The sequence below is a fragment of the Tardiphaga sp. 813_E8_N1_3 genome (assembly GCF_051811025.1).
Classification (GTDB): domain Bacteria; phylum Pseudomonadota; class Alphaproteobacteria; order Rhizobiales; family Xanthobacteraceae; genus Tardiphaga.
In genome coordinates this window covers 4057751-4077633 of the sequence record NZ_JBPWQE010000001.1, presented here as the reverse complement: position 1 = coordinate 4077633, position 19883 = coordinate 4057751, and the positions used below count along the sequence as shown (strand labels likewise).

17 protein-coding genes are annotated in these 19883 nt (G+C 62.0%); 10 read left to right on the top strand and 7 right to left on the bottom strand.

Annotation, left to right across the window (positions count from 1 at the left end; all coding sequences use genetic code 11):
- Nucleotides 1–12: 12 nt before the first annotated feature.
- On the bottom strand, nt 13–1239 hold the full coding sequence (locus AB8A33_RS19235; RefSeq protein WP_439094182.1) for an ABC transporter substrate-binding protein: 1227 nt from the start codon (nt 1237–1239) through the stop codon (nt 13–15).
- 449 nt (nt 1240–1688) lie between these two features.
- Nucleotides 1689–2375 (bottom strand): MarR family winged helix-turn-helix transcriptional regulator, encoded by a 687-nt coding sequence (locus AB8A33_RS19230; RefSeq protein WP_184514321.1) that lies wholly within the window; start codon nt 2373–2375, stop codon nt 1689–1691.
- 186 nt (nt 2376–2561) lie between these two features.
- On the opposite strand from AB8A33_RS19230, the gene AB8A33_RS19225 reads away from it, so the two are divergent.
- On the top strand, nt 2562–4070 hold the full coding sequence (locus tag AB8A33_RS19225; protein WP_439094181.1) for a 4-hydroxyphenylacetate 3-hydroxylase family protein: 1509 nt from the start codon (nt 2562–2564) through the stop codon (nt 4068–4070).
- Between the two features lie 42 nt (nt 4071–4112).
- Here the strand turns inward: AB8A33_RS19225 and AB8A33_RS19220 are convergent, their stop codons facing one another.
- Together AB8A33_RS19220 and AB8A33_RS19215 are read right to left on the bottom strand one after the other, a co-directional pair.
- Nucleotides 4113–5312: an amidohydrolase family protein gene (locus AB8A33_RS19220; RefSeq protein WP_439094180.1), complete on the bottom strand. Its 1200-nt coding sequence runs from the start codon at nt 5310–5312 to the stop codon at nt 4113–4115.
- Between the two features lie 49 nt (nt 5313–5361).
- Nucleotides 5362–5943, bottom strand: coding sequence for an amino acid synthesis family protein (locus tag AB8A33_RS19215; RefSeq protein ID WP_439094179.1), 582 nt, complete (start codon nt 5941–5943; stop codon nt 5362–5364).
- A gap of 143 nt (nt 5944–6086) precedes the next feature.
- On the opposite strand from AB8A33_RS19215, the gene AB8A33_RS19210 reads away from it, so the two are divergent.
- The 3 genes from AB8A33_RS19210 (at nt 6087) to AB8A33_RS19200 (ending at nt 9648) form a co-directional block, all read left to right on the top strand.
- The gene (locus AB8A33_RS19210; protein WP_439094178.1) at nt 6087–6767 is read left to right on the top strand and encodes a MarR family winged helix-turn-helix transcriptional regulator; all 681 of its coding nucleotides are present in this window, start codon (nt 6087–6089) and stop codon (nt 6765–6767) included.
- A 126-nt stretch (nt 6768–6893) separates the two neighbouring features.
- Nucleotides 6894–8075, top strand: a complete 1182-nt coding sequence (locus AB8A33_RS19205) for an HlyD family secretion protein (RefSeq protein ID WP_439094177.1) — start codon at nt 6894–6896, stop codon at nt 8073–8075.
- Nucleotides 8062–9648 (top strand): MFS transporter, encoded by a 1587-nt coding sequence (locus AB8A33_RS19200; protein WP_439094176.1) that lies wholly within the window; start codon nt 8062–8064, stop codon nt 9646–9648. The genes AB8A33_RS19205 and AB8A33_RS19200 overlap by 14 nt, the downstream gene beginning before the upstream one ends.
- 808 nt (nt 9649–10456) lie before the next feature.
- Here the strand turns inward: AB8A33_RS19200 and AB8A33_RS19195 are convergent.
- Together AB8A33_RS19195 and AB8A33_RS19190 are read right to left on the bottom strand one after the other, a co-directional pair.
- Complete coding sequence (locus tag AB8A33_RS19195; protein WP_439094175.1) at nt 10457–11275, bottom strand: DUF2927 domain-containing protein; 819 nt, start codon at nt 11273–11275, stop codon at nt 10457–10459.
- Between the two features lie 105 nt (nt 11276–11380).
- The gene (locus tag AB8A33_RS19190) at nt 11381–11995 is read right to left on the bottom strand and encodes a L,D-transpeptidase (protein WP_439094174.1); all 615 of its coding nucleotides are present in this window, start codon (nt 11993–11995) and stop codon (nt 11381–11383) included.
- A 240-nt stretch (nt 11996–12235) separates the two neighbouring features.
- On the opposite strand from AB8A33_RS19190, the gene AB8A33_RS19185 reads away from it, so the two are divergent.
- The 3 genes from AB8A33_RS19185 (at nt 12236) to AB8A33_RS19175 (ending at nt 14485) form a co-directional block, all read left to right on the top strand.
- The gene (locus AB8A33_RS19185) at nt 12236–13777 is read left to right on the top strand and encodes an acetolactate synthase large subunit (RefSeq protein ID WP_439094173.1); all 1542 of its coding nucleotides are present in this window, start codon (nt 12236–12238) and stop codon (nt 13775–13777) included.
- Nucleotides 13778–14039: 262 nt separating this feature from the next.
- Nucleotides 14040–14258 (top strand): hypothetical protein, encoded by a 219-nt coding sequence (locus AB8A33_RS19180; protein WP_068737424.1) that lies wholly within the window; start codon nt 14040–14042, stop codon nt 14256–14258.
- The gene (locus tag AB8A33_RS19175; RefSeq protein ID WP_439094172.1) at nt 14255–14485 is read left to right on the top strand and encodes a hypothetical protein; all 231 of its coding nucleotides are present in this window, start codon (nt 14255–14257) and stop codon (nt 14483–14485) included. Before AB8A33_RS19180 ends, AB8A33_RS19175 begins: the two co-directional genes overlap by 4 nt.
- Before the next feature lie 15 nt (nt 14486–14500).
- On the opposite strand, the gene AB8A33_RS19170 is transcribed toward AB8A33_RS19175, so the two are convergent.
- The gene (locus AB8A33_RS19170) at nt 14501–15379 is read right to left on the bottom strand and encodes an AraC family transcriptional regulator (RefSeq protein WP_439094171.1); all 879 of its coding nucleotides are present in this window, start codon (nt 15377–15379) and stop codon (nt 14501–14503) included.
- Between the two features lie 143 nt (nt 15380–15522).
- Here AB8A33_RS19170 and AB8A33_RS19165 point away from each other — a divergent pair, with 143 nt between their 5' ends.
- The 3 genes from AB8A33_RS19165 to AB8A33_RS19155 all read left to right on the top strand — a co-directional run bounded on the left by AB8A33_RS19165 (nt 15523) and on the right by AB8A33_RS19155 (nt 19827).
- Nucleotides 15523–16452, top strand: a complete 930-nt coding sequence (locus tag AB8A33_RS19165) for a 2-hydroxyacid dehydrogenase (RefSeq protein WP_439094170.1) — start codon at nt 15523–15525, stop codon at nt 16450–16452.
- Between the two features lie 161 nt (nt 16453–16613).
- Complete coding sequence (locus tag AB8A33_RS19160; protein WP_439094169.1) at nt 16614–18200, top strand: ABC transporter substrate-binding protein; 1587 nt, start codon at nt 16614–16616, stop codon at nt 18198–18200.
- A 40-nt stretch (nt 18201–18240) separates the two neighbouring features.
- Nucleotides 18241–19827: an ABC transporter substrate-binding protein gene (locus tag AB8A33_RS19155; protein WP_439094168.1), complete on the top strand. Its 1587-nt coding sequence runs from the start codon at nt 18241–18243 to the stop codon at nt 19825–19827.
- Nucleotides 19828–19883: the final 56 nt, after the last annotated feature.

Here is a 19883-nt window from a genome sequence, read left to right as displayed (position 1 = left end):
TGGTGTGAGAGATCAGCAGGCCGGGTGGCCGGGCGCCGAGCTGCAGCCCTTGACCTTGGTGTCCCAGGCGCCGTTCTGGCCTTGCAGCACGTAGAAGGCCTTGATCGCGTCGCCGTCGTCATTGAAGCCGATCGGGCCGCCGAGACCGGCAAAGCCTTCGAGCTTGGCAAGGTGATCGCGGATCTTGGTGCGGTCGGCTTCGAGATCGGCCGGTTTGCCGGTGACGCCAGTCTTCTTGATCGCGTCGATATACATCGAGACGATCTCGTAGATGTTGGCGTCATACATCGAGGGCTCGATGTCCTTCGGCAGGCCGGATTCCTTGCGCAGCAGCGGCGTCAGGGTTGCCGTGAACTTCTCCGGTGCCGGGCCTGTCATGGTGGCGTAGAAGGTTGCCGGCGCGATCACCGGGATTTCCGGCGCAGCCTTGAGAATAGCCGAAGAGATCAACTGGGTGGCGCCGACGACCGGCTTGATCAGACCCTGGCGCTTCATTTCGCGCAGCACGGTGATGGCCTGGCTGTAATCGGCGCTGACAACGACGCCGTCGGGATTCAGGGCCTTCAGCTTGGTGACCTGTGCGGACACGTCGAGGTCGCCGGTGTTGAACGACAGCAGATCGTTCTCGTTGGCAACGATGATGTCATTGGCCTTCAGCACAGCCGGCATGATCACCTTGCCGACGGTGGATGCCGTGGCGTCCTTGGCGTCGAAGATCACGGCGACGGTCTTGATGTTGAAGGCCTTCTTGTAGAAAGGCACGGTGGTCTTGGCGAGCACGCCTTCGTCGATGGTGTTACGGAACGCCCACGGACGGTTGAGCTTCGCCACGCCCGGCTTCGAGGAGGCCTGCGAGGTGGAGACCACCTTCATTTCATTGGCGACCGGGAAGGTCACTTCGGCGGCGCTCGAGGTCAGCGGACCGGCCACGGCGAGAACCTTTTCGTCGCCAGCCAGCTTGCGCAGCGAGCTTGCGGCCTGCGCCGGCTTGGCGGCGTCGTCGAGAATGGTGATCTTCAGCTTCGCGCCATTGACGCCACCGGCATCGTTGGTCTGCTGTTCCAGCATCTTCAGGGTGACGGTGTTGCTGCGGCCCCACTCGGCGAACGGACCCGAGCTCGGCACCACCGCGCCGATGGCGATCTCCTGCGCCCATGCCTGACCGCCAACCATGGCGGAAAGCGTGACCGCGGCAACAGTGCCCAATACGCGCGGCAAATTCGATTTGATCCGTGACATCGACGATCGTCCTCTTCTGCTGATGCTTTTGCTGCAGTGATCCGCAGCATAATCCAGATAAAGATTTCTATGCACGCCATGTGCCATCGCCAGCTGTGACAGCGGAATGACAGCGTTGGTCGGATCGTCCAATAAATTTCAGGCTTTGACAATCGTCATTCTGAGTATCTTTATAAAATAGTTCTCTTAAGAAGCTATTTTATGCGGCACTGCAGCCCGGAAATGCAGCAATCTGTGGCTGGCGGGAATGCGCGCAAGTGCCTGTTTCACGGGTGTTTGAATGTTGCGGGCGTGTCGAGGCTGATTCCCGTGTCGCCGTTGGGCGGGTAAGGGCTGCGCGCACGGGCGCCGTTTTGTCGCAGCAATGGCGACGCGGGCTGTGGCTATCCCCAGGGCCTGGGCCGGGCGCAACCGCTGGTCCTGACGCGTGCCAGATTACAAGGCCGGATTCAGCCCTTGCGCGGCTTGCCGCGCTTGGCGACGGCAATCGATTGCGCCTCGGGCGAGAGCTGCTTCACATTGGTGTCGGCCAGATAACGTTGCAACGCAATGGCGCGGTCGCTGGAATCGACCAGCCGCTGCACCATGTCCAGCAACTGGTGGAATTCCCGGGTGCCGAGGCAACCGAACTGGACGTCGTTCACCTGGGCCTGGGTGGGGGCGAGGCGTTCGAGCAGCTCGGCGCCATGCGGCGTCACCACGAGGCTGATGCGGCGGCGGTCGCCGGTGTGCGAGGTCTTGGTGATCAGCCCTTTGGTTTCGAGCTTGTTGGTCACGGTGGTGACGAAGGCGCCGCTCAGATGCAGGTGATCGGCGACAGCGCGCACATGGACGTCGCCTTGCGCCGACAGATGCCGGATCGAGATCAAGGTCGTGTATTCGATGCCGGCGAGGCCGATGACGGCGGCGTGACCTTCACGCAAGGTTTGATGGCGGACCAGAAAGCCGAACAGGCTGTGGACGAGGCGGCGGAACTGGGCGTCCGAACCGTCCACCAGCAGCTCCGGCCGGGAGACCGTCAATGCAGCGCGGGACGCCGGCCGGCCTGTGGCAGGCTTCTTGCTGATCTCCTTGCCAACTGATTTGCCGATCACTGATTTGCCGATCGAAGTGGAGCGCGCTGCGGATTTGGCCACGTGATGATCCTATGTATCAAAACTTGCCTGAGCTTGGCGGCTTCGTGCGGTAATTGCAATCACGACGAACGATGCAAGGTGCGAACGCCACAGGCCCGCTTGACAACAGATTCAAAATAGCTTCGGATGATAGCTATTAATAGTGATGACCGGCGCGCGGCCGGCAGCAAGTGACGGAGAAGAGTGATGAACAAGGCATTTGGATCCGGGACGGCAGTTGCCGGCGTCAAGAACGGCGCCCAGCATGTCGCCGCTGTGCGCGACGGTCGTGCGGTCTATCTCGACGGCAAGAAGGTCGACGACGTCTCGACCCATCCCGCCTATCGCCATGCGGTCGCCTCGGCCGGCGCGCTGTATGACTATCAGGCCGACCCCGCCAATATCGAACGCATGACCTTCGATATCGGCGGCGGCCGCCGCGTCAATCGCGCCTGGCAATTGCCGACGAGCTACGCGGAACTGGTCGAGCGTCGCAAGGCGCTGGTGGAATGGGCCGAACTGTCCGGCGGCTTCCTCGGCCGCTCGCCCGATCACGTGGCGTCATCCATGTCCGGCATGATGATGGGCATCGAGGTGTTCGACAATTACGATCCGAAACGCGCGCAGGCGTTCCGCGACTGGTACGACTACGCCCGCAAGAGCGACCTGTTTCTGACCTATGTGATCAACAACGTGCAGGGCGATCGCTCCAAGGCGTTCGGCGATCAGGGCAAGAATGCCCAGGACATGGTGGCGCGCATCGTCGACGAGGATGCGTCGGGCATCACCATCCGCGGCGCCAAACTGTTCGCCACGTCAGCCATCATGGCCAACGAGATCTTCGTTGGTTCCGGCCAGCCGCTGCGGCCTGGTGAGGAACACTTGGCGTTCTCCTGCGCGCTGCCGATGGGGACCAAGGGCCTCAAGATGCTGTCGCGCAAGAGCTTCGAGGCGCATGCGCCAAACGAATACGACAATCCGCTGGCCTATCGCTATGACGAGAACGACGCACTGGTGTTCTTCGACGACGTGAAGGTGCCGTGGGAGCGCGTGTTCCTGCTGCGCAACACCGACATGTGCCGCGCCCAGCTCCATGATACGCCGGCCCATGTCTATCAGAACTATCAGGCGCAGATCCGCTTGTCGGTGAAGCTCCGCTTCCTGGTCGGCCTTGCGCGCGGCATCGCCAAGACCATCGGCACCATCAATTTTCCGCCCGTGGTCGATACGCTCGGCAAGCTCGCCTCGCAGGCGGCGTTGATCGAGGGCATGGTGCTCGGCATGGAAGCCGGCGGCGCGATGCGCGGCGACTACTTCCTGCCGAACAAGCATCTGCTCTATGCGGCGCAAGTGCAGTCGCAGGAGATGTATCCGCAGATCATCTCGACCATCCGCGAACTCGCCGGCGGCGCACTGCTGATGCTGCCGTCCTCAGTGGATGATTTCAGCAATCCGGAAATCGCGGACATTATCGGACTGACCCAGATCTCGCCGGCGATGTCGGGCCAGGACCGCGTCAAGCTGTTGAAGCTGACCTGGGACGCCGTCGGCTCCGAATTCGCCTCGCGCCATCTGCAATATGAGATGTTCTATGCCGGCGCCCAGTTCGTGACGCGTGGTCACAGCTATCGTACCTATGACTGGGAGCGGGCGGGCGGTATGGCCGAGAAGATGACGGCGAAATATGATCTGCCGGAGTTCAAGAGCAGCAATTAGTCGGCGCGCTAGGCGGGGATGACACCTGAGTCAGTGGTTCGGCTAATGCGCCGCAGCGCCCGAGAAATCCCGCGGCAGCTTCGTCTCCGCTACCCGCACATTCCGCATCCCCGCCGGCGTATTGCGGCTGCGGCCGACGAAGCGCGGCACGCCGTCGGTGATCACAGCGCTGACGGCCGGCACGTCGCCATTGCGCAGGCCCGACAGCGCATCGTCCTGCGAGCCGCCGGCGCAGGCGTCGATCAGCACCACGTCGGCGTCCCTGCCGGTCTTCAGAAAGCCGCTGTTGAGCCGATAGACCGTTGCATTGTTTCCCGTCGCCGCCGCGATTGCCTGTTCGGGCGGCATGCCGCCCAGGCTCGCGAGATGGCTGATGGTGTAGAACATGCCGAGCGGCATGATCCCGCTGCCGGTCGGGGTGTCAGTCGCGATCAGTAGGCGCTCCGGTTGTTTGGCTTCGTCAAGCAGCTTCGCCGTCAGCAGCGCGGTGCGCAGATTGCCGGCGGTGCAGAGCTGCAGCGCGATATCGCTCTCGTTCGCGAGCCGTGCAAAGCCGGCTTCCGGCATCGCCACCGGGCCGCCGTTGACGTGAAACGACACGCTCGGATTCGATTTCAGCACGTGTTCGGCCCAGATTCCCGATGAGCCGGGGATCGATGAGCCGCCGGTATGCATGGTGGTGACCATACCGAGCTTGCGTGCGGCGAGCATCAAGGGCGCATAATCGAACGGTGTCTCGAATGCGCCGAAGCCGGCCTTGGCGAGCCACAGGCCCGCTTTGACCAGTTCTTCCAGATCGGCTTCGGTCAGGCCGGGCTCCAGAATGATCGAGCCGGCATGCACGCGCATGCCGCCGGGGCGATAGTCGAGGAAACAGGCGCGCGCGGCCAGCGCCAGTGCTTTGACGCCGGCCGGATCCTTGGGACGTCCGGGGACGTGCACTTCGGACGCCGTGATCGACGTCGTCGTGCCGCCATGCACGTAGCTTTCGAGATAGCCGACCACGCGCTGCCTTGGCGTGTAATCACCGAAGGTGATGTGCACATGGCTGTCGATCAGCCCGGGAATCGCCGTGGTGCCGGCGGCGTCGATCACCACATCGGCCGATGACACCTGGTCCGATGACAGCGTGCCGATCGCGCTGATGCGGCCATCCTGCATCAGGATGCCGTCGCCGTCGGCGAACGGCGCCTTGAGATCACCGGTGACGATGGTGCCGATATTGACGATGGCCGTTTTCATAATCGTCTCCGCAATCTCAAGGCCGTCCAAGGCCGCACAAAGTCGCAGCCTAGCGCAAGCCGTCCTTGCCGCCGATATCCCTCGCATTCAACCCACCGACCCGCGCATTGAGCCGCCCGCGATTGGCGAGACAGACGATCAGCGCAATTTCATCGGCCGCCGGCGCATCGGGTGGCAGTGTCACCGAGACGCCGTCGTAATGCGAGCGCACATAGAGCGCGTCCTTGTGCGCCAGGGGAACATCGATCAGGCAGCCGGGGGCGGCGAGCTTGGTGAAGGAGGGGATCCAGGCTTCGGCGCCGCCCACGGCCTCACGCAGCGGCGTCGCGAAGGTCGTGGTCAGCATCGCATTGGCGTGTTCGAGTTCGCCGCCGAGGCCAGCGACGCCGCCCTTGCCGTAGCTTTCCACCTTATATGACCCCATCGCCTCGACCGCGAGCTTCGCCAGCACGGCGCCGACATCGACACTGGCGGCAATCGCTTCGGAGAGGTCCTCGACATAGCGCCCGGCATAGGGATTGGCGACGATGGCCACGGCGGCGACGCGGCGTAGCGGCTGCTCGTGCCGGTGGCCGGCCTCGACCTCCTTGTGGTCGGTGAAGCAGAGCAGGCGCCTGATATCGAGTTTCATGATGTTCTCCCGTCAGATTTGGCAGCGATCCTGACGCAGTAAATGCATTTGATCAATAGCTTCGTTCAGAAGGTATGCAGAATCGCTTGACGAAGCAGGGGGCGCCAGCCAATCCTGTAGCGGATCGTTCACTGGAAAGCGGTATGTCTCGTTCCAAGGTTGCGCCGCTCTCCAAGACGCCGGCTCTGCGTAAATCCGAAAAGGCGGCGTTGAAGACGGCAGCCAAAACCGCGCTCAAGGCGAAGCTTCCGGCACCGGCGCTGACCACGTCGCGCAAGGCGCTGCTGGTCGATGGCTCCGATCATGCATTCCGGCAACTCGTGCACACATTGCTGGCGTTCCTCGCGCGACACGAGACCGTGCGTGAGGGGCATGCCGCCGCGATCGGCCTGGCCGGGATCGAATACACCGTGCTGATCTCGGTCAAATATCTGGCCGCTGAAGGCGATGTCAGCGTGCGCGAGCTCGCAGCGCATCTGCATCTCAGCGGCGCTTTCGTCACCACGGTGTCCAACAAGCTGCAGCAGATGGGATTGCTCGACAAGCTCGTGGATCCCGCCGATCGCAGGCGCCTGCGTCTCATGGTGACGCAGGCCGGTGACGCGCTGCTCACGAGCCTCAATCCCACGCAGCGTCAGGTCAACGACGTGCAGTTCGATTGTCTCAACGCGGACGAATTTCATCAATTGCTGGGGAGCGTCGAGCGGCTCGTCGAATCCAGCGAGCGCGCCATTGCTCTGCAACGCTATCTGCAGCCGCGTGGTCCGGATACTCCGGCACCATCTCGTGGCGACGACAGGCCCGCACGCCGCAAAAAGATATAAATCTGCGGTCTTTGGTACGAATCGAACCCGAATGCTGCGGCACCGGTATGGATTGCCGATATCGGGCGATTGAATCGGGTGCGACGACATGAGACATAATGTCACTCAGGTCGCTGCGAGGAAGACATGTCCCAGCTTGATGCATCCCCAACGCCGCAACCGGCGCCGCCACAACCTGTTGCGCCGCCACCAGTGCAACCGGCTGCGCAACCGCCCGCACAGCCCGCGGCGCTGACACCCGCACAGCTAGCGTGGCGTCGTCTTGCGATTCCGCTGCTGGCCGTTGCTGCAGCGCTCGTCTTCATCGTTCTGGCCACCACACGCTGGGACATCTGGATGGGCAACCGCGCGGTGCAAACCACCAACGACGCCTATATCCGCGCGCAGACGACGCGGCTGTCGAGCCGCGTGGCCGGCGCCGTGAAAGCCGTGCCGGTGAACGACTTCCAGCACGTCAAAGCCGGCGATCTGCTGATCCAGATCGATCCCGCGGATTACGAGGCGCAGGTGGCACAGGCCGAGGCGGGCGTCGCCGGTGCGCAGGCGGCGCTGGACAATCTCGCCAACCAGGTCGAGCTGCAATACGCCACCATCGCGCAGGCCGAGGCGCAGCGCGTGTCTGCGCAAGCGCTCGAAGTGCAGGCGCAGCAGGAGAAGGAACGCCAGGCCTCGCTGACGCAGACCGAAGCCGGTACGCGGCAGCGCTTCGAACAGGCCACCGCCGCCTATGCCAAGGCGCAGGCCGACGTGAAGGCGAGCGGCGCGGTCATTGCTGCCCAGAAGCATCAACTCGAAGTCCTCGCCGGCACGCGCAAGCAGCGCGCGGCCGATCTGCTCGGCGCCAAAGCGACGCTGGACGCCGCGAAGCTGCGCCTCGGTTATACGAAGATCGTGGCGCCCTTCGATGGCGTGGTCAGCGAGCGCCAGGTGCAGCCGGGCGATTACGTCAATATCGGCTCGAGCCTGATCAGCATCGTGCCGCTGCCCGATGTCTATGTGATCGCCAATTTCAAGGAAACGCAGCTCACGCGCGTGAAGCCCGGCCAGCCTGTCGATATCGTGGTCGATACATTCTCGGCGGAGACCTTGCGCGGCCGCGTCGAGCGGATCTCGCCGGCGTCAGGATCGCAATTCGCTTTGCTGCCGCCGGATAACGCCACCGGCAATTTCACCAAAGTCGTGCAGCGCGTGCCGGTCCGCATCACGCTCGACAAGGGGCAGCCGCTGCTTGATCGGTTGCTGCCGGGCATGTCGGTGACCGCCAGCATCAACACCGACGCGCCGGCGGCCGGCAATGGCGGAAAGTAAGGTCATCGAAAGCGGCCCGGTATCGACCGGGGGCGTTTCGCACCATCCGATCTTTGCGGTCGGCGCTGTGCTGCTCGGCGCGTTCCTCGCCAATTTCGATACGCGTATCTTCTCCATCGGTCTCGCCGATCTGCGCGGGGCGCTGGGGCTGAGTTTCGATGAGGGCGCGTGGCTCTCCACCGCCGGCACCGCGTCACAGATCTTCATCGCGCCGGCAGTGGCATGGATGGCCACCGTATTCGGGCTGCGCCGCGTGCTTGGCATTCCCGCTCTGGTCTATGCGGCGATCTCGCTGGTGATCCCGCTGGTGCGCGACTACAATCTGCTGCTGGTGCTGAACATCGTGCACGGCATGCTGCTCGGTACCTTCGTGCCGGCAACGCTGCTGATTATCTTTCGCAATCTGCCGATGAAGTGGTGGCTACCGGCCATTGCGATCTATTCTATTCGCGTCGGCTTCGCGCTCAATTCCGGCACCGCGCTGGTCGGCTTCTATGTCAGCCATGTCGGCTGGCAATGGATGTTCTGGCAGGACGTCATCATCGCGCCGCTGCTCGCGCTGTTCGTCTGGCTCGGCACACCGCGCGAGCCGATCAACCGGCTCCTGCTGTGCGAGGCCGACTGGGGCGGCATGTTGCTGCTTGGCGCCGGCATGGCGATGATCTATGCCGGGCTCGATCAGGGCAACCGGCTGGACTGGCTGGGTTCGGGCACGGTGGTGGCGCTGCTGTCAGGCGGTACGGTCCTGACCGTCGGCTTCTTTATCAATGAGTCGCTGGTCAAGCGGCCATGGGCCCATGCCGAAGTGCTGCTGTCGCGCAATATTGGCCTCGCGCTGCTGACGATCATTCTCTACACCATGACCAGCCTGTCGAATTCGTCGCTGGCGCCGAATTTCCTGACCAACATCGCGCAACTCCGGCCTGAACAGTCCGGCATGCTGTTTTTGCTCTATGCCGTCGTGCCGATGATTGCGCTGGTGCCGCTGTCGATCTGGCTCATTCGCTACTACGACGTGAAGCTGACGCTGATCATCGGCCTTGCCGCCTTCGCTGCCGCGGGCTTGCTCGGCACGCAGCTTACCCATGAATGGGCGCTCGGCGATTTCATCCCGATGGTGTTGCTGCATTCGCTCGGGCAAAGCTTCACGTTACTGCCGATCGTGATCATCGCGCTGTCGAATTCCGACCCGTCGCGCGCCACCGCCTTTGCGGCCTATATCCAGGTCTTCCGGCTCGGCGGCGCCGAGATCGGCATCGCGCTGATGGGGACTTGGCTGCGCGTGCGCGAACAGATCCATTCGAATCTGCTCGGCCAGCATGTCGCCAGCGGCGATGCCGATGTCGTCGGCATTCTTGCCAAACTCACCGGGCGTTTCGCCAGTCATGGTGAGGGTCTCGCCCAGGCGCGCGGCATCGGCACGCTCGCAAGTCTCGTGCAGCGCGAGGCCAATACGCTGTCCTATATCGACGGCTTCTGGCTCACCTTCTGGTTCGCGATTGTCGCGCTGATCATAGTGTCCCTGATAGGCAACGCGCCGAAGGGACCGTTCACGCCGAAGCCGCGGGGGTGAGGGGCGGATCTCTCTCGTCATTCCGGGGCGCACGAAGGCGGCGAAGCCGCTGCAGTGCGAACCCGGAATCCCGGAGTGTTTTGCGCTGAACATGTCGGGATTCCGGGCTCGGTCCCGTCGCCTGCGGCGCCGATCCCGCCCCGGAATGACAGCGTGGGGCGGGTACAACGTGCCAAACATTTTTTCCTATCCCCGTTGATAGTATCCTCATCTTGATTATATTCCCCTCCGTCCTGCCCCACCGAGAGGGGCGATCGCGATCGTCACGTTCGCGGGGTGGGATGCGGTGGACGCCGGAGATGCGGCGTTACGCGGTTCACGGGTGACGTCTGTCTTCGGTCAGGACGGATCTGCGCCAGCACTGCCACTGGCAAGGAGACGGCTAGCCTTGGGATGGAAAGACCCCTGGACAGTGTGACGGACGACCAAAGTCAAAACGCGTTCGGCCTATTCGCTTGAGGCTCCCTTCCCATCGCCTTGGGACTTTAATTCGGTGATCGGATCGTTCGCTGAGGCAAAGTGCAAGCAAGTCGAAAAAACACCGCAGGCGGAACGCTGGGCACTTGCCTGACGCTTCCGAAAGTCCTGATGCACTCACAATTGCGGAAGACCGCATTCGCATCAGGCCCAAGGGTGCATCGGGCACCCAGCGTTCCGCACGCCCTCTCACACAGGGGGCAGGGAATGCAACAGACGACGGCGCCCCCGCGCCGCAAACAATGGGGGCGATGACGCATGTCCGAAGAGCAGTGGCTGTTTGACATTCACATCAGTAACGACGCGCAGGCGTTCATAGGGATAAGCGCCGTTAATCCTGCAGGTCGTTCACCTTACTCACCCAGATACGTACATCGGTGAGCACCTGCGGCAACACGTCCTTGACCTCCTGCACGGTCATGCCGGCCTTGATGCGGGGGTCGTAGAGGATATTGAGGATGTACTGGTCGTAGACGTCGAAAAAGCCCATCTGGACGTTGTCGTTGAACATCGTCCACGGCACCGTACTGGTGTCGTTGATTGGGCCCAGCGACTGCAGCAATTCCTCATAGGCGCAATCGAGAAAGACGAAGTCGCCATTGTCGACAGTGATGATCACGTCGGAGCGTTCGATCTCGAAGGCGTCGTTCTTGCGGAAGCCGGACAGGCATTGCGGGTCCAGCGAGTCTCGGATCTCGTTGGCGCGGTCGGTACCGTAGAAAGTCGAGATGGTGCGATAGAGATCGCGGTCGCGCACCAGCTTCACCAGCACATTGGCGTCGTCGCGGTTGTCCGCCATGGCGATGTTGAGATGCTGCACCCGGCGCGCGATATCGGTCACAACCTTGGCGATTTGCGCCTTGCGGTCGGCACGACCCTCGGCGAACACCCGCACCGGAAGCTCATATTTGCGGATGCGATCGACGCGGCCGGCAAGGTGATATTCGGCGCCAAAGGCGGTCTTGAAAAAACCGTCGATGATCTCGCTGTCGGTAAAGGTCTTCTTCTCGGTGCGCTGGCGTGCGGTAACGGCGGGCGGTTCGCTCGCGCCGGCATAAGACGGCTGCGGCGCGAAGGCAGTCAAAGACGCTAGCGCCAGCAGCGCGGCAATCGTCCGGACGATGAATCGATCTGGTGTCGGGGCGGGCATTATTACTCAAGTTCTCGCAATGCGCGTATTTGCGCAAGCGTTCAGTGCCGCCCCCGCGGACAATTCGAAGGCTCCCCGCAGGAAGCCTTCGTTTTCAGGTCAAGCTCAGTTCTTTACGATGACCGTCGCGCCGACCGAGACGCGGTTATAGAGATCGGTGACATCGTCATTGGTCATGCGGAAGCAGCCCGAGGACACGGCCTGGCCGATGGTCTCCGGCTCGTTGGAGCCGTGGATGCGGTACAGCGTCGAACCGAGATACATGGCGCGGGCGCCGAGCGGGTTGTCGATGCCGCCGGGCATGTGGCGGGGCAGGTCGGGTCGGCGGGCGAGCATCTGGGCCGGCGGGGTCCAGCTCGGCCATTCCTTCTTGGCGGTGACGCGGTGGACGCCGCCCCAGCGGAAGCCGTCGCGGCCGACGCCAATGCCGTAGCGCAGCGCCTGGCCACCCGGCTGCACCAGATAGAGCCGGCGCTCGGCGGTGTTCACGACGATGGTCCCCGGGGCGTAATTGCTCTGGAAGCCGACGGTCTGGCGCTGGATCGGGCCGGAGCTGTTGCCGCCGCCATTGCCGAAATTGGAGAAGAAGTTGGAGAGCGACGGGCCGTCGTCGACCTCGAAGTCCTGTGCCCGCGGCTGGTTGCGGACGCGTGCATCGGCAGGCATGGCAATCGTGGTGAACGCGGCTGCGGCAAAAAAGAGAGCAAAAAGGCGCTTCATCATGGTCCTCGCCAGAAAAAATTGAGGCCCAAGACAGGCCATAAATCGCCACGATCCGCAAGCCACGGCCGTGTGAGCGAAAGGCCGGATGGAGCGATAATAACCGGCGTTTCAGCCGGCCCCGCGGGGCTCACAACGAAGCCTTGCGTTCCGACCCTTTGACGAGCCCCCCGAACAATGGTTCATCAGCCCCGAGATCGAGAAACCGAAATTGCGAACCAAATCAAACGGAGTGAGACGATGAACGGTGCGGAAAGCCTGGTGCGGACATTGGTCGCGGGCAATGTGGATGTCTGCTTTGCCAATCCGGGAACGTCGGAAATGCATTTCGTTGCGGCGCTCGACCGCGTGGAAGGCATGCGCTGCGTGCTCGGCCTGTTCGAAGGCATCGTGACCGGCGCCGCCGACGGCTATTTCCGCATGAAGGGCACTCCGGCCTCGACACTGCTGCATCTCGGCCCCGGCCTCGCCAACGGCCTTGCCAACCTGCACAACGCCAAGAAGGCCAATTCGGGCATCGTCAACATCGTCGGCCAGCACGCCGTCTATCACATCGAATATAACGCGCCGCTGACCTCGGACATCGAGGGCCTCGCCCGTCCGATGTCGCAGTGGGTGCACACCTCGCCGGATTCCAAGTCGGTGGCCAAAGACGGCGCCGCAGCAATTGCCGCCGCCAAGGATCGCCAGATTGCCACGCTGATCCTGCCCGCTGACACCGCATGGGGCGCGGCCGATGGCGTGGCCCCGGTGCCGGCCGAAAAGCAGAGCGCCGGCTATTCGGCACAGGCCGTCGAGACCGCTGCCAGGATCATGAAGGACGGCGGCGCCTCGACGCTGCTGCTGATGACCGGCCAGGGGTTGACCGAGAAGGGCCTGGCGCTGGCCGAGCAGATCGCCGGCAAGACCGGCTGCAAGGTAATGGGCCAGACCTACAATCCGCGCATGGCGCGCGGCCGTGGCCGCTTCTCCATCGATCGCATTCCTTATGTGATCGAAGCCGCGCTTCCACTTCTGAAGGACTTCAAGAACATCGTGCTGGTGGAAGCCAACGATCCCGTCGCCTTCTTCGCCTATCCGAACAAGCCGAGCATGCTGAAGCCGGAAGGCTGCGAAGTGCATCGCATCACCGCAGGCGGCGAGAACTCGATCGCTGCGCTCGAAGCACTGGCCGGCGCACTCGGTGCCAAGCCATCGGATGTGAAGCCGCAGAAGCTCGCCGAACTGGTGAAGCCGACCGGTGCGCTAAACCACACAACGATTGCGCAGGCGATTGCCTATGCGATCCCGGAAAACGCCATCATGGTTGACGAGTCGCTGACTACCGGTCGCGGCTTCTTCCCGCCGACCGCAGCGGCTGCGCCGCATGACTGGCTGCAGAACATGGGCGGCTCGATCGGCTTCTCGACCCCGGTCGCCACCGGCGCCGCCATTGCCTGTCCGGACCGCAAGGTGATCTGCATGGTCGGTGACGGCAGCGCCATGTACACCCTGCAGTCGCTGTGGACTCAGGCCCGCGAAGAGCTCGACATCACCACCATCGTGTTCGCCAACCGCAAGTATCAAATCCTGCTCGGCGAATTCACCGGCGTCGATGCCGGCGAGCCCGGCCAGCGCGCGCTGGACATGCTCAATCTCGACCGCCCGGCACTCGACTGGGTGTCGCTCGCCAAGGGCATGGGCGTCCCCGGCGTCTCGGTGTCCAACGTCGACGACTTCAACAAGGCGCTCGCCAACGCGCTCGCCGCGAAGGGCCCGAAGCTGATCGAAGTGGTGATGTGAGCTGCGGCTGAACCGTAGCTGACAAATACCCTGCTACCAGGTGGGTGACTGCCAAATAGAGAAAGGCTCCGGATCACTCCGGGGCCTTTTCAGTACTGTTTCCCCGCTGCGAAACGATATCATCGCAACTCCACGCAGCGCTTTCTCCGGCAGGGATTGTGCTCTGCAACCTGCACGCATCGGGAACAATAGTTGTGAACATCGCGTTGCAAAGGGGCAGCTACCGTGCAGACAAGTTATTTCAGCGCACTCATAAGATCAGATGGCAAAAAATCGTTGGGACGACGAACAGATTGAAATTTTGAAAGGGCTTATCGCGCGTAAAGTATCGCTGGCCAGGGCGGCGGTGATCATGAAACGACCGCAGAGTTCCGTACAGATCCAGGCGCGCCGGCTTGGAGCACCGTTCCCCGGTGTTCGAGCGACCAAGGCGCGGTTGAAGGCGCAAATCGATGAAGCCGAGAAGAAAGCGTTGCGGTGAAAAGCGCGATTGAGCTTGTGGTTGCCGCCTATGTCGACACAAACCAGCTAAGTGCGTTGCAGGATCTCAAGGCGCATCGCGAAACGCTGGCGGCATCTGTCCGCAACAGAATGGACTTCAATTTCGGCGTGCTGCTCGGGCAGCTCGACGACGACATCCGCGAGATCGAAGCTGGCATTCGGCGATTGCGCGCTACGATGGAAGTGCGGCCAGCAGTCGAGTCCTGAGGTGGTGCGCGTCGGTTATGGTGCCAAGTCCGCCGTCTGTTCACTCCAGCGTAGATAGTCGCGTGGTGAAATCCCCATCGAGCGACGGAACATGGCGCTGAATGCACTCGGACTATCATAGCCGAGATCGAGCGCCACATTGGTCACCGGCTCGCGCATGGTCAGGCGCGACAGCGCTTCCATCAATCGTACCTGCTGGCGCCACTCGGCGAAGCTCATGCCGGTCTCGCGGCGAAACAGCCGTGTCAGCGTCCGTCGGCCGAGGCCACCGATCTGCGACCAGGATTCCAGATCCTGATTGTTGCCGGGCTCGCGCAGGATCGCTTCACAGATCCGCGCGAGGCGGCGGTCTTGCGGCATCGGCGCACGCAATGGCACCGCGGGCATGCGGCCGATTTCCGCGAGCATCAAGTTCATGATCTGCCCTTCGCGGCCATCCATGTCGTATTCGGTCGGGAAGGTGACGGCCTCGTTGAGCAGCGCGCGTACCAACGACGACACTTCCATCAGCTGGCACGAGGTCGGCAGGCCGACCGTCGCGTCGGGTTCGACGTAAAGCGTACGCAGCTGCACGGTGCCCCAGCAGCGGCTTTGATGGACGACGCCGGGCGGGATCCACAGCGCATGCTGCGGCGATACGGTCCAGCTGCCGCTCTCGGTGATCACGGTCATGACCCCGGTCAGGCCGTGCAGGAACTGCGCGCGGCGGTGGCTGTGCCGGACGCCGACGCCGCCCGAGGAGAATTCGGCGGCCATCGCAACGACCGGGCGTTGCGCGGCCTGGAGTGCATCGGCGCGGCGGCCGCTGGCCTCGAAGCCGGAAAAACTCACCATAGCCGGCGGCGCGACACGCTGGCGCGGCGTGGCGCATGAAATTGAAGAGATATGGCCCATACGCGACAAATCCTGACCCTGTGAAGACGGAGATGATGCGCTGACATCGTACCCTAGGATAGAGGTTTTGAGCGCATCGTTCCCAACGTTGCCATTCTCAAAGCAGGCTTCATGCCAATGGCCGAAACAAACGCAGGAATTCGATGACCCGCATTACTCTCATGACAACCCTGTCCAATACGATGGGCTTTCTCGAAGACCACTTGAAACGGTCGGTTCCGGGCGCAGTCGTGACCACTTGGCCCGAGCAGGGTGCGCTGGACGGGGAGGTTGTGGTCTGCTGGAAGCCACCCGCGGGCGTGATGGCGACCATGCCGAACCTGCGGCTGATCCACTCCATCGCCGCAGGCGTGGACAATGTGTTGTCCGACACGGCGCTGCCCAACCTGCCGCTCTGCCGGATCGTCGATCCGCTGCTGGGCAAGGCGATGGCCGAATATGTGCTGTGGGGCACGCTGTATTTTCATCGCGAATTTGATCGCGTCTCCACCAATGCCCGCAATGGACACTGGCATCGCTACGATCAGGTCGCTGCCGCCGACAAGCGCGTCGGTATCCTTGGTCTCGGCACCCTCGGAATCCAGGCTGCCACGCTTCTGAAATCGGTTGGCTACAAGGTCTCCGGCTGGTCGCGCTCCGCAAAACAGGTCCAGGGCGTGGAGGTCTTCGCCAGCGACGCCGCGCTCGACGATTTTCTGGCGCAGACCGACATTCTGGTCTGCCTGCTGCCGCTGACGCCAAGCACGGTGGGAATCTTGAATGCTGACCGCTTCGCACGCCTGCCGAAAGGGGCGGCACTTATTCTCTGCAGCCGCGGCGAGCATCTGAACGTTCCAGACCTCGTTGCCTCATTGCGTTCGGGCCATCTGCGCGGCGCAATTCTTGATGTGTTCGACAAGGAGCCGCTGCAGCCGGACAATCCGCTGTGGACGGAGCCGGGCATTCTGGTGACGCCGCATATGGCCGGATTGGCCAAGCCGCGCGTCATTGCCGACCAGATCGCCGAGAATATCCGTCGTCTCGAGGTTGGAGAGATTCTACTCAACCGCGTCGATCCGGCACTGGGATACTGAATGCCTGCTCACTCACGGAACATGCTCGGTTCTCAGACAATGCGGGCCCGATCGCGATGATGATCGGCCCGGCGGCGGCGGCGGCTTGAATATTGCAAGCTCATCCTTGCGCGTCAGTGCAACCCTGACGTTCAACCCTCTGTGTCCATCGGGAGAGCTGAATGAATCGACGTGAGTTTGCGAAATTGCTGGGTGTGAGCGCTACGGCGCTGTCGGGCATCCCGCTCGGCATCACCCGCGCCACGGGGCAGACCAGAGGCGGTACCCTCAATACGATCATTCAGCCCGAACCGCCGATCCTGGTCACGGCAATCAATCAGCAACAGCCGACCCTCACCGTTGGCGGCAAACTCTATGAGAGCCTGCTGCGCTACGATTTCGATCTCAAGCCGATTCCCGGACTCGCCAAATCCTGGGAGGTTTCGCCGGACGGGCTGACCTACACGTTCAAGCTGTTCCCGAACATCACGTTTCACGACGGCAAGCCGCTGACGTCGGAAGACGTGATTTTCACCATGACCAAGGTGCTGATGGAAACCCATGCGCGCGGTCGCGTGACATTTGCGCGTATCGCGAAGGCGGAAGCGCCCAATCCACTGACAGTGATCTTCACGCTGAAGTCGCCCTTCGCGCCGTTCCTGACGTCGCTGGATTGCACCACGGCGCCGATCCTGCCGAAGCACATCTATGAGGGGACCGACTATCGCAAGAATCCCGCCAATGCGCAGGCAATCGGCTGCGGTCCGTTCAAGCTCAAGGAGTGGGTCAAGGGATCGCACATCCATTTTGTCCGGCACGAAGGTTACCATCGGCCCGGCGAGCCCTATCTCGATGAAATCATCTACCGCGCGATCCCCGATGGTGCGTCGCGTACCGTGGCGGTCGAGCAGGGCAGGGTGCAGCTAACGCAGTGGGGCGATATCGAATTCTTCGAGGTGCCGCGGCTGTCGAAACTGCCGAATTACGAGGTGTCCACCAAGGGCTACGAGTTCTTTGCGCCGCATCAATGGATCGAACTCAATAATCGCATCAAGCCGATGGACGACAAGCGTTTTCGTCAGGCCGTGATGCATGCGATCGACCGCAAGACGATGCTGCAGCGAATCTATTTCGGGCTCGGCAAGCTGGCGACCGGCCCGATCTCGTCGAAGACGCGGTTCTACGACAAGAACGTCAAGATCTATGACTACTCCCTCGACAAGGCGAAGGCGCTGCTCGATGAGATGGGGCTGAAGCCCGGTCCGGATGGCAAGCGCGTCACGCTGCGCTATCTGATCTCGCCGGTCAGCGAGGCCAATACGCGGGCCGCCGAATTCCTGCGCCAGTCGCTCGGGCGCGTCGGCATCGATCTGCAACTGCAGACCACCGATATCGCCGGCTGGGCGCAAAAGTTCGCCGATTGGGATTACGATATGACCGGCAACCTAGTCTATCAGTTCGGCGATCCCGCGCTCGGTGTGGCGCGCACCTACATCTCGTCGAATATCAAGAAGGGCATCCTATTCTCGAACACCGCCGGCTATTCTAATCCGGAGGTTGATCGCCTGTTCGAAGAAGCAGCTGTGGCGACGTCCGATGACAAGCGGCAGGAGCTTTATAGTCAGGTCCAGAGAATTCTCGTTGAGGACGTTCCAGTGGTCTGGACGTTCGAGCAGGACTATCCGAACTTCATCGACAAGCGGCTGAAGAACGTGTTGTCGACGGCGATCGGGGTGCACGAGACGTTCGGGGCGGTGAGCTTCGGATAACGTTGAACGTTTCAAATATCTTTGCTACAAAGGAATTAAGATGAATAGACGTGAATTCGCGAAGCTATTGGGTTTGAGTGCGACGGCGCTTTCGGGGATTCCCCTCGGCGTCGCGCGCGCCATCGGTCAGACCAAGGGCGGTACTCTCAACACGATCATCCAGCCCGAGCCGCCGATCCTGGTGACGGCGCTCAACCAGCAGCAGCCGACGTTGACGCTTGGCGGCAAGATCTATGAGAGCCTGCTCCGCTATGGCTCCGATCTCAAGCCGCTGCCCGGTCTCGCTGAGTCCTGGACTGTTTCACCTGATGGCCTCGTCTATACGTTCAAGCTGTTTCCGGGCATCACCTTCCATGACGGCAAGCCGTTGACGTCGGAAGACGTGGTGTTCTCGGTCACCAAGGTTCTCGTTGAAACTCATGCGCGTGCGCGCGGCACCTTCCTGCGCATCGACAAGGCTGAAGCGCCTGATCCACTCACGGTGGTGTTCACGCTCAAAGCGCCGTTCGCGCCGTTCCTCAATTCGTTCGATTGCACGACAGCGCCGATCGTGCCGAAGCACATCTATGACGGCACCGATTTTCGCAAGAACCCTGCCAATGCGCAGGCGATCGGCTCAGGCCCGTTCAAGCTCAAGGAATGGGTCAAGGGCTCGCACGTTCATCTCGTCAAACACGAGGGCTATTACCGCAAGGGCGAGCCGCATCTCGATGAGATCATCTATCGCGTGATTCCGGATGGTGCGTCGCGCGCAGTCGCGCTCGAGCAGGGTAAGGTCCAATTGACGCAGTGGACGGACGTCGAATTGTTCGATGTCGCACGTCTCTCAAAGCTGCCCAATGTTGAAATGACCACCAAGGGCTACGAGTTCTTCGCGCCGCATTTCTGGCTGGAGTTCAATCTTCGCGTCAAGCCGATGGACGACAAGCGCTTCCGTCAGGCGGTCATGTTCGCGGTCGATCGCAAGGCGCTGCTGCAGCGCGTGTTCTTCAATCTCGGCAAGGTGGCGACCGGCCCCGTTTCGTCGAAGACGCGGTTCTACGAAAAAGATGTCAAGCAGTACGACTACTCGCTGGACAAGGCGAAGGCCCTGCTCGACGAGATGGGCCTGAAGCCCGGTGCTGACGGCAAGCGTGTCAGTATCAAATTCCTGGTTCCGCCTTACGGCGAAATCTGGCAGCGCTCGGCCGAATTCTTCAAGCAATCGCTCGGTCGTGTCGGCATCGATCTGCAGCTGGAAAATCTCGATCTTGCCGGCTGGGCCGAACGCACCAGCAACTGGAATTACGAGATGACCTGTAATCTGCTGTACCAGTTCGGCGATCCGGCGCTGGGCGTGTCGCGCAGTTACATCACAGCGAATATCCGCAAGGGTATTCTGTTCTCAAATATCGCGGGCTATTCCAATACGGAAGTAGACCGGCTATTCGAAGAAGCCGCCGTGGCGACATCTGACGCAAAACGTCAGGAGCTCTACACGGCCGTGCAGAAAATCGTCGTAGAAGAAGTCCCGATCGCATGGATGGTCGAGCAAGACTTCCCCAACTTCATCGACAAGCGGTTGAAGAATGTCATCACCACCGGCATCGGTGTGCACGAGACTTTTGGAGCCGTGACGCTCGGTTGAAGCCGAAGTTACTGAAAGTCACTTGATGGCTTGGCTGTAGCCGGACGTGCAAGCGT

Bases quoted from the DNA above. Each gene is read 5' to 3' on its own strand.
- AB8A33_RS19235 (WP_439094182.1), bottom strand. From the start codon at position 1,239: ATGTCACGGATCAAATCGAATTTGCCGCGCGTATTGGGCACTGTTGCC.
- AB8A33_RS19225 (WP_439094181.1), top strand. From the start codon at position 2,562: ATGAACAAGGCATTTGGATCCGGGACGGCAGTTGCCGGCGTCAAGAAC.
- AB8A33_RS19220 (WP_439094180.1), bottom strand. From the start codon at position 5,312: ATGAAAACGGCCATCGTCAATATCGGCACCATCGTCACCGGTGATCTC.
- AB8A33_RS19215 (WP_439094179.1), bottom strand. From the start codon at position 5,943: ATGAAACTCGATATCAGGCGCCTGCTCTGCTTCACCGACCACAAGGAG.
- AB8A33_RS19210 (WP_439094178.1), top strand. From the start codon at position 6,087: ATGTCTCGTTCCAAGGTTGCGCCGCTCTCCAAGACGCCGGCTCTGCGT.
- AB8A33_RS19205 (WP_439094177.1), top strand. From the start codon at position 6,894: ATGTCCCAGCTTGATGCATCCCCAACGCCGCAACCGGCGCCGCCACAA.
- AB8A33_RS19200 (WP_439094176.1), top strand. From the start codon at position 8,062: ATGGCGGAAAGTAAGGTCATCGAAAGCGGCCCGGTATCGACCGGGGGC.
- AB8A33_RS19195 (WP_439094175.1), bottom strand. From the start codon at position 11,275: ATGCCCGCCCCGACACCAGATCGATTCATCGTCCGGACGATTGCCGCG.
- AB8A33_RS19190 (WP_439094174.1), bottom strand. From the start codon at position 11,995: ATGAAGCGCCTTTTTGCTCTCTTTTTTGCCGCAGCCGCGTTCACCACG.
- AB8A33_RS19185 (WP_439094173.1), top strand. From the start codon at position 12,236: ATGAACGGTGCGGAAAGCCTGGTGCGGACATTGGTCGCGGGCAATGTG.
- AB8A33_RS19180 (WP_068737424.1), top strand. From the start codon at position 14,040: ATGGCAAAAAATCGTTGGGACGACGAACAGATTGAAATTTTGAAAGGG.
- AB8A33_RS19170 (WP_439094171.1), bottom strand. From the start codon at position 15,379: ATGGGCCATATCTCTTCAATTTCATGCGCCACGCCGCGCCAGCGTGTC.
- AB8A33_RS19165 (WP_439094170.1), top strand. From the start codon at position 15,523: ATGACCCGCATTACTCTCATGACAACCCTGTCCAATACGATGGGCTTT.
- AB8A33_RS19160 (WP_439094169.1), top strand. From the start codon at position 16,614: ATGAATCGACGTGAGTTTGCGAAATTGCTGGGTGTGAGCGCTACGGCG.
- AB8A33_RS19155 (WP_439094168.1), top strand. From the start codon at position 18,241: ATGAATAGACGTGAATTCGCGAAGCTATTGGGTTTGAGTGCGACGGCG.